9 protein-coding genes are annotated in these 13,198 nt (G+C 70.5%); 7 read left to right on the top strand and 2 right to left on the bottom strand.

The genetic code is table 11. The features are described from left to right. Window positions 1-45: 45 nt before the first annotated feature. Window positions 46-441 (top strand): RidA family protein, encoded by a 396-nt coding sequence (locus BJY22_RS26195; protein ID WP_337759835.1) that lies wholly within the window; start codon window positions 46-48, stop codon window positions 439-441. Window positions 442-506: 65 nt separating this feature from the next. On the opposite strand, the gene lpdA is transcribed toward BJY22_RS26195, so the two are convergent. Beyond that, window positions 507-1,904: a dihydrolipoyl dehydrogenase gene (lpdA, locus tag BJY22_RS26190; protein WP_167211455.1), complete on the bottom strand. Its 1,398-nt coding sequence runs from the start codon at window positions 1,902-1,904 to the stop codon at window positions 507-509. A 99-nt stretch (window positions 1,905-2,003) separates the two neighbouring features. Here lpdA and BJY22_RS26185 point away from each other — a divergent pair, with 99 nt between their 5' ends. The 6 genes from BJY22_RS26185 (at window position 2,004) to BJY22_RS26160 (ending at window position 12,467) form a co-directional block, all read left to right on the top strand. Further along, complete coding sequence (locus BJY22_RS26185) at window positions 2,004-4,136, top strand: peptidoglycan DD-metalloendopeptidase family protein (protein ID WP_167211452.1); 2,133 nt, start codon at window positions 2,004-2,006, stop codon at window positions 4,134-4,136. 169 nt (window positions 4,137-4,305) lie between these two features. After that, on the top strand, window positions 4,306-6,867 hold the full coding sequence (gene lanKC / locus BJY22_RS26180) for a class III lanthionine synthetase LanKC (protein ID WP_167211449.1): 2,562 nt from the start codon (window positions 4,306-4,308) through the stop codon (window positions 6,865-6,867). A gap of 2 nt (window positions 6,868-6,869) precedes the next feature. Continuing rightward, a complete protein-coding gene (locus BJY22_RS26175) occupies window positions 6,870-7,001 on the top strand; it encodes a SapB/AmfS family lanthipeptide (protein ID WP_167211446.1) in 132 nt (43 codons plus the stop codon). Between the two features lie 41 nt (window positions 7,002-7,042). Continuing rightward, the gene (locus tag BJY22_RS26170) at window positions 7,043-9,094 is read left to right on the top strand and encodes a prolyl oligopeptidase family serine peptidase (protein WP_167211444.1); all 2,052 of its coding nucleotides are present in this window, start codon (window positions 7,043-7,045) and stop codon (window positions 9,092-9,094) included. Next, window positions 9,091-10,755, top strand: a complete 1,665-nt coding sequence (locus BJY22_RS26165; RefSeq protein ID WP_167211441.1) for an ABC transporter ATP-binding protein — start codon at window positions 9,091-9,093, stop codon at window positions 10,753-10,755. Before BJY22_RS26170 ends, BJY22_RS26165 begins: the two co-directional genes overlap by 4 nt. Continuing rightward, complete coding sequence (locus tag BJY22_RS26160; RefSeq protein ID WP_167211438.1) at window positions 10,752-12,467, top strand: ATP-binding cassette domain-containing protein; 1,716 nt, start codon at window positions 10,752-10,754, stop codon at window positions 12,465-12,467. Before BJY22_RS26165 ends, BJY22_RS26160 begins: the two co-directional genes overlap by 4 nt. Here BJY22_RS26160 and BJY22_RS26155 read toward each other — a convergent pair. Next, entirely contained in the window at window positions 12,446-13,048 is a 603-nt protein-coding gene (locus BJY22_RS26155) for a response regulator transcription factor (RefSeq protein ID WP_337759093.1), read from the bottom strand. The genes BJY22_RS26160 and BJY22_RS26155 overlap by 22 nt on opposite strands. Window positions 13,049-13,198: the final 150 nt, after the last annotated feature.

Here is a 13,198-nt window from a genome sequence, read left to right as displayed (position 1 = left end):
TGACGGAGGATGTCGTGATTTCTTGGCAGGCTCGCCGGCATGACGATCGAACGAACCGCCATCAATCCCGTGCCGTGGTCCCTGGGGCTGGGCTTCAACCAGGGCGAACTGGTCTCAGGGCACACCCGGACCCTGTACTGCTCCGGACAGACCGCGATGAACGCAGACGGCAAGCCCGAACACGAAGGCGACCTGCCGGCGCAACTCGCGTTGAGCGTCGACAACCTGGAGGCCGTACTCACCGAGGCCGGCATGTCCCTCGCAAACCTCGTCCGCCTGAACGTCTACACCACCGACGTCGACCAGCTCTTCCCGCACTACGGCGTACTGGCGGCACGATTGGGCGCCGCCGGCATAGCACCTGCCACCACGATGCTCGGGGTGACCCGGCTGGCCGTACCCGGTCAACTCGTAGAGCTCGAGGCGACCGCCGTGGCCTGACCCGAGCAGCTGAACTTGGGGAGGAATTCGTACCCAGAACGGCACGAAATCCTCCCCACTCCAGCTCAGAAGTTGATCATGTGGCCTTCGAGGCCGTGGAAGGCCTCCTGGAGCGCTTCGCTCAGGGTGGGGTGAGCGTGGACGTTGCGGGCCAGCTCCTTGGTGGTGAGGTCCCACTTCTGCGCGAGGGTGAGCTCGGGCAGGAGCTCGGTGACCTCCGGGCCGATCAGGTGCGCGCCGAGCAGCTCGCCGTACTTGCTGTCGCTGATCACCTTCACGAAGCCGGTGGCGTCGCCGAGGCCGTGGGCCTTGCCGTTCGCGGTGAACGGGAACTTCGCGACCTTCACGTCGTGGCCGAGCTTGCGGGCCTCTTCCTCGGTGTACCCGAAGCTGGCGATCTGCGGCTGGCAGAACGTCGCCCGCGGGATCATCGCGTAGTCGAGCTCCATCGTCTCGTGCCCGGCGATCGTCTCGGCCGCGATCACGCCCATCGCCTCGGCCGCGTGCGCGAGCATCAGCTTCGCGGTCACGTCGCCGATCGCGAAGATGTTCGGCACGTTCGTCCGGCAGAAGCCGTCGATGCCGATGGCGCCGCGCTCGGTGAGCTGGACGCCGATCTTGTCCAGGCCGTAGCCGTCCACGCGCGGCTGGAAGCCGATCGCCTGCAGGACCTTGTCGGCCTCGATGGTCTGCTGGTTGCCGTCCTTGCCGGTGACCGTGACCTTGACCTTGTCGCCGGAGTCGTCGATCGAGTCCACCCGGGTCGAGGTCAGCACGTCGACGCCGAGCTTCTTGTACGCCCGGGCGAGCTCCTTGGAGACCTCCGGGTCCTCCAGCGGCACCATCCGGTCGAGGAACTCGACGATCGTCACCTTCACGCCGTAGTTCGCCAGGACGTACGCGAACTCGACGCCGATCGCGCCCGCGCCGGCGATCACGATCGAGCCCGGCAGCTCCTCGGTGAGGATCTGCTCCTCGTAGGTCACCACGCGGTCGCTCAGCTGGGTGCCCGGCAGCAGCTTGGTGGTCGCGCCGGTCGCCACGATGCAGGAGCCGAACGTGACCGTCTCCGAGGAGCCGTCGTTCAGCGTCACGTCGAGGGTGTTCGCGTCGGTGAACGAGCCCCAGCCGTCGAACTCGGTGATGTTGTTCTTCTTCATCAGGAAGTGGACGCCCTTGACCCGGCCGTCCGCGACCTTCCGGCTGCGCTGGACCGCGGCGGGGAAGTCGAAGGTCACCTCGCCGCTGATGCCGAAGGTCTTCGCCTCCGTCCGGAAGATGTGCGACAGCTCCGCGTTCCGCAGCAGCGCCTTGGACGGGATGCAGCCCACGTTCAGGCAGACACCGCCCCAGTACTTCTTCTCGATGATGGCGGTCTTGAGCCCGAGCTGGGCGGCGCGGATCGCCGCGACGTACCCGCCGGGACCGGCGCCGAGGACAACAACGTCAAAGTGCGAGGCCATGGACCGAACTTTAGTAGGTCAGGCCAGTGAGGGTTTCGTCAGGACCCGTACGGCGCCTACCCTGGGGCACGCGCGTGAGGCGAATTCCATGGGGGACGTATGAAGCTGGGTAGGCGCCGGGGGCTGCGGTTCGCGGCACTCGGCACAGTGCTGGCGGCGGTTGCCGTGCCGGCGTACGCCGATCCCACGCCCTCCACGACCACGCCGCCGCCGGCGTCCGTCACCGACGTGAACCGTTCGCTCGAGCAGCTCCAGGCGGAGGCTGCCGCCGTCCAGGCCGACTTCGCGAAGGCCACGATCGCCTACACGAACGCGCTCAAGCAGGCCCAGGCGGCGGAGGCGGCCGCGAAGAAGGCGGAAGCCACCGCGGCCACCTCCAAGGGCAAGGCCGACGAGGAGCGCCGGCGGCTCGGTGTGATCACCGCGCAGGCGTACCAGCTCGGCATCCCGACCGTGATGGGCACCGAGTCGATGCTCTGGTCGCTCGCGCCGATCGCCGAGAACCTGCAGGAGATCGCCGACCGGCAGACCGCGATCACCCAGTTGGGCAGCACCCAGGTCTCGCAGTACCAGCGCGCGATGGCCGCCGAGTCCGAGTCGCACCGGCTCAAGGCGGACGCCACCAGCAAGCGCACGGTCGCCAACGAGGCAGCCGCCAAGGCGCAGGAGCTCAGCAAGCAGGTGCAGCAGAAGGCCGCTGACGCCTCGGCGGCGATGGCTGACCAGACGGCCGACCTCGACGTGGCCTCGGCGCTGTCGAAGCAGCTCCAGCAGGCGCGCAACCAGCAGGCATTCGCCCGCTGGCAGACGTACCTGACCGAGCTCGCCGCGACCAAGGTCACTCCCCCGGCAGCCGCCGTACTCAAGAACCCCAGCAAGCTGCCCTCCGGCCTGGCCCCGTTGACCCGGCGCGGCGCGGCTGTGCCCGGCGTCGCGGCCGTGACTGTCGCCGGTCGCACGGTGCGGGTCATGTCGACGGAAACGATCCGTGCGGTCAACCAGGCGTTCAGCCTGGTCGGCAAGCCGTACGGCGTGGCGGCGACCGGACCGGACAAGTACGGATGCCTCGGCGCGGCCCGCGTCGCGTGGCAGCCGTACACGACCCTTCCGAACCTGGTGGGCAAGGTGTACCCGGACTACCAGGCCGTGCCCACCGCGCAGGTCCAGCCCGGCGACCTGCTCGTCATGGGCAGCAAGTCCCTCGGCCTCGTCCACATCGGCATCGCGCTCGACAACGGCGAGATGATCGCCGCGGACGAGTCGAAGGGCTCGGTCGTCGTCACCACGGTCCCCGACAACCTGTTCGCCGTACTCCGCCCGACCCTCGGCCCACCGGCCAAGCCGCAGGTCGCACCGGTGGCGACGTCGGACGCCTACGCGTTCCGCTGCGGGAACACCGCCACGTCGTACGACGTCGGCTCGGGCTCCTGGTCGTGGCCGCTGCCCGACGGCGCCTACGAGATCGGTACGCCCTTCGGCCAGTCCGGATCGATGTGGGCGACCGGGATCCACACCGGCCAGGACTTCCCCGCCGCCATCGGTACGACGGTCCGCGCCGTCACCTCCGGCGTCGTCCGCGTCGAACGGCCCGCATGGGCGGGCAACCTGGTGCGGATCGACCATGGCAACGGTCTGGAAACGCTGTACGCCCACCTGAGCCGGGTCGACGTCACGGACGGCCAGCAGGTGAAGGCCGGTCAGCAGATCGGTGCCGTGGGCACCGAAGGCAACTCGACCGGTCCGCACCTGCACTTCGAGGTCCGGCTCGGCGGAGACCCGGTGAACCCGATGCCGTTCCTGGCGACCGGTTCCGCGAGCACGGGCTGGGGCGGTTTCAGCAACGGCCTGATCCCGGCGAGCAAGCTGTGCGCGATCGGTTCCGGCCACATGCTCCGGTGCGACGCCGCCGCGGCGTACCTGAAGCTCGCCGCGGCCTACCGCGGCCAGTTCGGGAAGTCGCTGTGCATCACCGACTCGTACCGCTCGTACGGTTCTCAGGTCAGCCTGTACCAGCGCAAGCCGTCGCTCGCCGCCCTGCCCGGTACCTCCAACCACGGCTGGGGCGTCGCGGTCGACCTCTGCGGCGGCATCGACAAGTTCAACACCACCCAATACCAGTGGATGAAGTCCCACGCCCCGTCGTACGGCTGGCTGCACCCCGCCTGGGCCGACCAGGGCGGCAACCGCGAAGAGCCCTGGCACTGGGAATTCGGCAACCCCGCCAGCGTCTGACGATCGACCCACAGCAGCCCACCCCACACCACCCGCGACCGATCATGTCGTGACATACGCGTGAGTAGTGCCACGCACTCGTCATCGCACATTCATGACGCCATTCACTACGCCGGACGGACCTGAGTTACCAGGATGACGAGGAGGCATCCGACGGCTGGGGGTGGGCATGGAGCAGTACGAGCTCTACTGTCTGTCCGACCGGTTCTTCTACGACCGGCCCACAGAAGGTACCGAGCACCCGGACTTCCCCCTCTGCGCCCGGCCCGTGCCGGACGGCTGGGACCACGAGGCCGGCGAGATCTGGATGCACTACGCGCCCCGTGGTCTGGCGTTACCGTCCCAGGGCTGGAAGATCCACGTCTCGTCCTGTCTCGAGGACGCCGAGCGGACGATGGCCGCGGTCTGGGAGTACTGCGTGCCGCGCGGCATCCCGTTCAAGTACCTGCGCAGCGAAGCCGTCCTGGTGATGATGAACTCCAAGTCCGCGTTCCGCGGGTCGAGCGGGAAGCTCCTCACCGTCTACCCGGCCGACCTCTCGGAGTTCGAGCTCGTGCTGAAGGAGCTCGACGAGCTCCTCACCGGCATCCGCGGCCCGTACATCCTCAGCGACCTCCGCTATGCCGAGGGGCCGCTGTTCGTGCGGTACGGCGCCTTCGCCGAGCGGCACTGTCTGTCGGACAGCGGCGAACGCGTGCTCGCCATCGAGGACCCGACCGGCCGGCTCGTCCCGGACACCCGCGGCCCGGTCTTCGCCACCCCGGAGTGGGTCACGCTGCCACCGTTCCTGGAACCACACCTAACCGCCCGCAACGCGGTGACCGCCAACGACCTCGCCTACACGATCGAGAACGTCATCCAGTTCTCCAACGGCGGCGGTGTCTACCTGGGCCGGAACCGCGAAACCCAGACCCTGGTGGTGCTGAAGGAAGGCCGCCCCCTGGCCGGGCTCGACGTCGACGGCCGGGACGCGGTGACCCGGATGCACCACGAACGGGCCATCCTGGAACGGCTGGCCGGGCTGGACGTCGTACCGGCGCTGGAGGACTACTTCGTCCTCGGCGAGCACCACTTCCTGGTGCAGGAGTTCATCGACTCGAACCCGTTGCAGCGGCTCGTGGTGATGCGCTACCCGTTGACCCGGCCGGATCCCTCGCCGGCAGTCCTGCAGGAGTACGCCGACTGGGCGCTCGGCATGCTCGGCAAGGTGACGCGCGCGATCCAGTGCCTGCACGATCGCGGTGTGGTGTTCGGGGACCTGCATCCGGACAACATCCTGATCGACGCCGACGAACACCCCGTGCTGATCGACTTCGAGGTCGCCACCCTGGCCGAGCAACAGGCCCGGTCGGCGCTCGCCCACCCCGGGTACGTCCCACCGCCGGACCGGCAAGGCATCGAGGCCGACCGGTACGCGCTGGCCTGTCTGGCGCTGGGCCTGTTCGCACCCCAGACAACGATGCTCGTCCCGCTGCATCCGGGCAAGGCCCGGCACCTGGCCGAGCTCATCACCGAGGCCTTCCCGGTGCCCAAGGCAACCATCGACGAAGCGGTCGCGACCATCACCGGCCCGGCCGGTGCCGACGACGCGTTCCCGGCGGAGCTGCCGGTGCCCGGCCGGGCGAGCTGGCCGGAGGTACGAGCGGCGATCACCCGGGCGATCGTGGCCGCCGCCACACCGGAACGTGACGACCGCCTCTTCCCCGGTGACATCTCCCAGTTCCAGCCCGGCGGCGGAGTCGGTCTCGCGCACGGCGCGGCCGGAGTGCTGTACGCGCTGAACCGGACGGGCGCCGGCCGATTCCCGGAGTACGACGACTGGCTCCGCAAGCACGCCGTCGACCCTGCCATCCGCCCCGGCTTGTACGACGGCCTGCACGGCGTCGCGTACGTCCTGGACGACCTGGGCTACCGGCAGGACGCGCTCGACGCTCTGGAGCGCGGTCTGGCCGCTCCGCTGCCCGCCCCTGAGCTCGGGATGCACTCCGGGCTCGCCGGAATCGGGTTGAACCTGCTCCATTTCGCTGGCGAGCCCGGACTCCGCACGGCGGCGACCAGGGTGATCGATCAGGTTGCCGACCGTCTCGGCCGAGTGGACGACGTACCGGAGACCAGCGGTGAGGCGAACCCGCGGGCCGGGTTGATGTTCGGCTCGTCAGGGCCGGCGTTGCTGTTCCTGCGGGCCTACGAGCGGTCCGGGGACACCGGTCTGCTGGACCTCGCCGCGACCGCGTTGCGGCAAGACCTGCGGCGCTGCAGCCGTGACGATTCGGGGATGCTGCAGGTCAACCAGGGCTGGCGGACACTGCCGTACTTCGAGGAGGGATCGGCCGGCATCGCACTCGTCCTCGACCGCTACCTGCGGCACCGGCCGGACGAGGAACTGGCCGAGGCCCTCACCGCACTTCGCCGGGTCACCCGCTGCGGGTACTTCGTCCAGCCCGGACTATTCATGGGCCGCGCCGGCCTCATCGCGGCCGCGGTGGACTCCGGCGGGCCGACCGATGACCTGGTGCGTGGACTCGCCTGGCACGCGTTGCCGTACGCCGACGGACTCGCGTTCCCCGGCAACCAACTGCTTCGTCTCTCGATGGATCTGGCCACGGGCTCGGCCGGGATCCTCCTGGCTCTGGGCGCGGCGCTGCACGAGCAGCCGGTGGCCCTCCCATTTCTCGGACACCCGTCCGCGGCAGGTAGTCCGAGCCCTACCAGTGTGTGGAAGGAGGTGTAGACATGGCACTTCTCGACCTTCAGGGTCTTCAGGCTCCCGGCGGTCACGGGGGTGGCGGTGGCGGCAGCACCTTGACGCTGCTCGGTTGTGGTTCCCACCACCCGAGCAACCTCAGTGTCTTGCTTTGCCACTGAGAGCAGTGACAGCACTGACACGCAGCAGTTCGATGCTCCGGATGGAGGCGACTCCCCATCCGGAGCACCGGACGGGGAAGGAGCGCCCGGTGCACACGCTCGGCCTCAGGTATCCCGACACCGAACGCCGGCCGGTCGTCGACCGGCTGCACGGCCGTGCTGTGCCGGATCCGTACCGCTGGCTGGAGAACGCGGCCGACCCGCAGACCGTGCGATGGCAGACTGCCCAGGACGAGCTCTGGCTCAGCCATGCCGCCGATCTTCCGAACCGCTACCGCTTCCGCACGCGAGTCGCGGCGTTCAGCGACGTGGGCATGGTGACACCGCCGCTGTGGCGTGGCGGACAGCAGTTCTTCCTGCGCCGGACCGCTCGCCAGGACCACCCGGTCCTGTACATCGCCGCGCCGGACCGGGCGCTGATCGACCCGATGGAACTCGACCCGACCGGTGGGACGACCCTCGACCACTGGCAACCGTCGCCCGACGGACGGCTGCTCGCGTTCCAGCTGTCGCAGGGCGGCAGCGAGGAATCCAGCTTGTACGTCATGGACACCGGCACCGGTGAGGTGCTGGACGGTCCGATCGACCGCTGCCGCTACTCCCCCGTCGCCTGGCTCCCCGACGGGCATTCGTTCTACTTCGTCCGGAGCCGGCAACTCTTCCTGCACCGGGTCGGTCGGCCCGACGACACCCCGGTGCTGACCCGCGAGGCGTCGTACGGGCTGGAGATGAGCGCCGACGGACGCTGGCTGACCATCTCGGCGGCGTCCGGTGTCGCGAACGACCTGTGGCTGGCCGACGTGTCAGTGCCGGACCGGCCGAAACTCACGGTCGTGCAGGAGGGCGTGGACGCCCGGAGCGCACTGATCGTCGGGCGCGACGGCCGTCTGTACGTCGTCACCACGCTCGGAGCGCCGGCCGGACGGATCTGTGTCGGCGATCCGCTCCGGCCGGAACCGGCGGAGTGGCGCGACCTGATCCGTGAGAACCCCGGAGCGCCGCTGAGCGAGCTCGCGATGCTCGACGGATCCGAGCTGCCCCGGCCGCTCCTCGTCGTCGCGCGGACCCGGCACGCGCTCGGCGAGCTCGCGGTCCACGACCTGCACACCGGCGAGCGGCTCGGCGAGGTGCCACTGCCCGGCCTCGGCTCGGTCGGCTCCCTGAGCGCCCGTCCGGAGGGGGGCCACGAGGTCTGGTTCAGCTACAGCGACAGCGCCACACCCGGCACCGTACATCGGTACGACGCCCTCACCGGCGAAACCGCGGTGTGGGCCGAGCCGCCCGGGACCGTTGAGGTTCCGCGGCTGAGCGCGCGGCACGTCGTGTACCGCTCGGCCGACGGCACACCGATCCGCATGGTCGTGGTCGCCCAGCCCGGCCGGCATGAACCACGCCCGGCGATCCTCTACGGGTACGGCGGATTCGGTCAGCCGCTGACGCCGACGTACTCCGCCTTCACGCTCGCCTGGATCGAGGCCGGCGGCGTGTTCGTCACCGCCAACCTCCGTGGCGGCGGCGAGGAGGGCGACGGCTGGCACCGGGCCGGCCGGCTGCACAACAAGCAGAACGTGTTCGACGATTTCGTCGCCGCGGCCGAGACCCTGATCGCGGACGGCTGGACCACGCCGGAGCAGCTCGGGATCTGCGGCGAGTCCAACGGCGGACTGCTGGTCGGCGCGGCCCTGACCCAGCGTCCCGAACTGTTCGCGGCGGCTGTCTGCTCGGCACCTGTGCTGGACATGGTCCGCTACGAGCACTTCGGTCTCGGTGCGTCCTGGGTCCCCGAGTACGGGTCGGCCGCCGACCCCGCCCAGTTCGAGGACCTCCTGGCGTACTCGCCGTACCATCACGTTGCTGACGGCAAGGACTACCCCGCGGTCCTGTTCACGGTCTTCGGCGGCGACACCCGGGTGGACCCGCTGCACGCCCGCAAGATGTGTGCGGCGCTCCAGCACGCAACGGCCGGATCGCGGCCGGTCCTGCTCCGGTACGAGGAAGGCGCCGGCCACGGCGCGTCGGCGGTCAGTCGTGGCGTGGCGCTGGCGGCGGACATGCTGGCCTTCCTCGGTGCTCACACCGGGCTGACCCGATGACGTCGCCGGCCCTGACGATCGGCGCCGTCGCCCGCCACGGCCGCGGCTGGCTGCCGCTGATCGGGGTCTTCGCCCTGCTCGACAGCGCGGTCACGCTCGCCCTTCCGACGGTCCTCGGCCGCGCAGTGGATGCCATTGCCTCCGGCAACAGGGCGGGCAACTGGCTGATCCTGGCCGCCGCCCTGATCGGCCTCGGTGTCGCCGGCGCTCTCGTCGACGCGTTCGCAGGTACGGCGTGTGTCGCCGGGACGACCGCCTGGCTCCGGCACCGTCTCGTCGAGCGGGTACTCACCGGCGGGCCGGACGGCACGCGGCGGTTCGAGACCGGCGACCTGGTCAGCCGGGTGTCCGGCAGCGCCAGCGACGCGGCACAGGCCGGTCCCGCTATGGTGACCGCCGTGGCGGCCGTGCTGCCTCCGTCGGGGAGCCTCGTTCTGCTGGCACTGATCGACCCGTGGCTCGCGACCGCATTCTTCGCCGGCCTACTGCTGGTCGTCGCGGTTCTGTGGGTCTTCGCCCGCCGCACCACCGAGATCAGCCTGTCCTACCAGGAGACCCAGGCACGTATCGCCACGCTGCTGACCGAGGCTCTGGGCGGTATCCGGACCATCGCCGCTGCCGGAACGGTCGCGCGGGAAGAGCGGCGAGTACTCGATCCGTTGCCCGAACTCCACCGGCACGGGCGCCTGACCTGGCAGGTGCTCGCCCGCTCCGGTACGCAAGCCGCGATCGTCGGCCCGCTTGTCCTTGTCGCGGTGCTCGCGATCGGCGGCCTGCAGCTGGTCGAAGGCCGGATCACCGCCGGCGAACTCTTTGCCGCCGCCCAGTACGCCGTCATCGGCGCGGGGCTCGGCAGTCTGACCGGTCTCCTCGGCGAGATCGCCCGTGCGCGAGCGGGCGCCCAGCGGTGCGCCGAGGTCCTGGCGGTCGAACCGGTCGCGTACGGAAGCCTGCCCCTGCCGGCTGGTCCGGGGCGGCTGACGTTCGACGACGTCACCGTCACGGCCGGGGGCGTCACGCTCCTGGACCGGGTGACGCTGTACCTCCCGGGCGGGGCCGCGATCGCGGTGGTCGGCCCGAGCGGCGCCGGCAAGTCGGTGCTGGCCGCGGCCGCCGCGAGACTCCGGGATCCGGACTCCGGGCTGGTCCTCCTCGACGGCGTACCGCTGCGGGCGCTGTCGAGGGAAGCGCTGCGCCGCGCCGTGGGCTGTGCGTTCGAGCGTCCGGTCCTGGTCGGCCGGACCGTCGGCGAGGCCATCACGACCGGGCTGATCACGCCCGTCCGGATGCTCGCGGCCGCGCGTGCCACACACGTCCACCGCTACGCCAGCCGCCTGCCCGACGGCTACGCCACTCCGTTGCCCGAGGCGCCGATGTCCGGCGGGGAGGCGCAGCGGCTCGGCCTCGCGCGGGCATGGCACGCCGAACGGGTGCTCGTCCTCGACGACGCCACGTCCAGCCTGGACACCGCGACCGAGATGGAGATCAACCGGACCCTGACCGACGACAACCTGCGCCGGACCCGGCTGATCGTCACCCACCGCGCGGCGACCGCGGCCCGCGCCGACCTCGTGATCTGGCTGGATCGCGGACGGGTCCGCGGTGTCGGTCCGCACACCCGCCTCTGGCGCGCCGCGGCGTACCGGGAGATCTTCGGATGAGGCGCGAGCTCGGCTACGGGATGCGGGCGCTCCGGCGGCGCCCGGCGTTGCTGCTGGCCGCCTGGTCGGTTCCGGAGATCGTGCCGACGGCCGGCTACGGAGTCGCCGTCGCGCACGCCACCGACGCGTTCCTGGCCGGCCGGTCCCAGGCGGGACTGGCCTGGCTCGCCGGCCTCGTCGCGGCCGCCGGTCTCGGCGCGCTGGGTGCCGGCCAGGTGTACCGGCGTCTCGGCGACCTGGTCGAACCGGTCCGCGACGACCTGGTCCGGCTCGTGGTCGGCGGCGCACTCCGTCGTGGCGCCGCGGGTGAGCGCACGGACGGCGCCGTGTCACGCCTGAACCGGCAGGTCGAGATCGTCCGCGACACGTACGCGGGCCTGATCCTGGTGGTCCGGACGTTCGTCGTCACGGTGGTCGGCGTGCTGACCGGTCTGCTGTCGCTCGCGCCGGTGATCGCGCTGCTCGTCGTACCGCCGTTCCTGCTCGGCTTCGCGGCCTCGCTGGCGATCCTGGGAAAGGCCGCCCGGCGGGTCCAGGGCTCGCTTGCCGCGGACGAGCAGTTGACCACGTCGGCCGGTACCGCGTTCTCCGGAGTCCGCGACCTCACTGCCGCGGGTGCCGAGGACTTCGCCGCCGACCTGGTCGGGGAGCCGATCGACGCGCACGCCGCAGCCGAGCGGGCGCTGGCCAAGGTCGCCGCGCTACGGACCTTGTGCTTCGCGGTCGGCGGCTGGCTTCCGCTGCTGATTCTGCTGGCCGCCGGCCCCTGGCTGCTCGGCCGCGGGGTCACCACCGGCACCTTGCTCGGCGGCCTGACCTACGTCCTGCTCGGCCTGCAACCGGCGCTCAACACCGTCATGGCTGCCCTCGGCGACAGCGGCCTGCGGTACGTCGTCACGCTCAGCCGGATCCTCGACAGCGGACCACCGGCCGAGAAGCCCGCCCCGGCGGCGGTCCCGCGCAACCACCAGGCGCGGTTGCACAAGGTGTCGTTCGCGTACGGCGCCCACGCGGAACCGGTACTGCGCGACCTGGATCTCGTGGTCCCCGAAGGCGATCACCTGGCCGTCGTCGGTCCGAGCGGCATCGGCAAGTCGACCCTCGCCGGTCTCGTCTGCGGCCTCCTCGCACCGACCGGAGGACGGGTGTTGCTGGGCCGTGTCCAGCCCGAGCAGTTGTCCGCCGACCTGCTCGCCAAAACGCGGGTCCTGATCCCCCAGGAGGCCTACGTCTTCTCGGGGACCGTGGCCGACAACATCACCTATCTGGCACCGGACGCGACGCCACAGCAGATCGAGCGAGCGATCGTTGCCGTCGGCGCCGGCACCCTGGTGACCAGGCTCGGCGGGACCCGCGCTATTGTCCGCCCGACGCAACTCTCCGCCGGTGAGCGGCAGCTGATCGCGCTCGTCAGGGCGTACCTGTCGCCGGCGCCACTCGCCGTACTCGACGAAGCGACCTGTCACCTCGATCCCGAGGCCGAACGGCGCGCCGAGGAAGCGTTCGCGGCCCGTCCCGGAACCCTGATCGTGGTCGCCCACCGGATCAGCTCCGCGCTCCGCGCCCGGCGGATCCTGGTCCTGGACGGGAACGACGCGTCCCTCGGCCGCCACACCACCCTGCTCCGCACCTCGCCGCTGTACCGCGACCTGCTCGGGCACTGGCAAGCGCCGCGGGACGGTGACCAGGATCAGATCCAGCCGGCTTCCTGAGCCTTCAGTACCGCCTCGATCCGGCTCCGTGCGCCGACCTTCGCGAGGATGTGCGAGAGATAGTTGCGGACCGTGCCGCTGGTCAGGTTCAGCTTGCGCGCGATCTCCTGGGCGGTCGCGCCGGTCGACACCAGCCGCAGTACCTCGCACTCCCGCGGGGTGAGCGGGTTGCGTACCGCCCGCAGCGCGGCGAGCGCCACCACAGGATCCATCACGGGCAGGCCGTCCGCGACGCTCCGCACCGCCTCGACGAGCTCGGCCGGTGACGCGTCCGTCCCGATGAACCCGACCCGCGGTGAGGCTCGGGCGAGTTCCAGGCACGCGGCATTCACGGCGTCCCGGCCGATCAGGATCAGCACACCCGCATCGAGCAGCCGACCGAACAGCTCCTCGGTCGCCAGCTCACAGGCCAGCTCGGCATCGATCACCACCACGTGCGGATGCGTGCGCGCCACAGCCCCTGGTACTTCCCCGGCCGTGTCGACTTGAGCCGGTACGTCTACCTCTGCTTCCTGTGACAGCACGGCCGCCAGTGCCCCCCGCAGCAACGCGCCGTGATGTCCGAGTACGACTCGGATCACGTCCCCGCCCCCTGGCATCGCATCCCCGGTTCAGAGACTCGCCAGTCACGAAAAGTGCCGACCAGGCCCCGATAGGTGACGACCAGTCTGAACGGATCTCGCCTGATTGTCACGCGTTCGGACAAAGCTGCATCCCTCGCCACGTACGCT

It is taken from the genome of Kribbella shirazensis, assembly GCF_011761605.1.
Taxonomy (GTDB): domain Bacteria; phylum Actinomycetota; class Actinomycetes; order Propionibacteriales; family Kribbellaceae; genus Kribbella; species Kribbella shirazensis.
The sequence above is the reverse complement of the archived record's forward strand: the minus strand, read 5'-3'. Positions and strand labels throughout refer to the sequence as shown.

Excerpts from the sequence above, each read along its gene's own strand:
- lpdA (WP_167211455.1), bottom strand. The coding sequence starts at position 1,904 with ATGGCCTCGCACTTTGACGTTGTTGTCCTCGGCGCCGGTCCCGGCGGG.
- BJY22_RS26185 (WP_167211452.1), top strand. The coding sequence starts at position 2,004 with ATGAAGCTGGGTAGGCGCCGGGGGCTGCGGTTCGCGGCACTCGGCACA.
- lanKC (WP_167211449.1), top strand. The coding sequence starts at position 4,306 with ATGGAGCAGTACGAGCTCTACTGTCTGTCCGACCGGTTCTTCTACGAC.
- BJY22_RS26175 (WP_167211446.1), top strand. The coding sequence starts at position 6,870 with ATGGCACTTCTCGACCTTCAGGGTCTTCAGGCTCCCGGCGGTCACGGG.
- BJY22_RS26170 (WP_167211444.1), top strand. The coding sequence starts at position 7,043 with ATGGAGGCGACTCCCCATCCGGAGCACCGGACGGGGAAGGAGCGCCCG.
- BJY22_RS26165 (WP_167211441.1), top strand. The coding sequence starts at position 9,091 with ATGACGTCGCCGGCCCTGACGATCGGCGCCGTCGCCCGCCACGGCCGC.
- BJY22_RS26160 (WP_167211438.1), top strand. The coding sequence starts at position 10,752 with ATGAGGCGCGAGCTCGGCTACGGGATGCGGGCGCTCCGGCGGCGCCCG.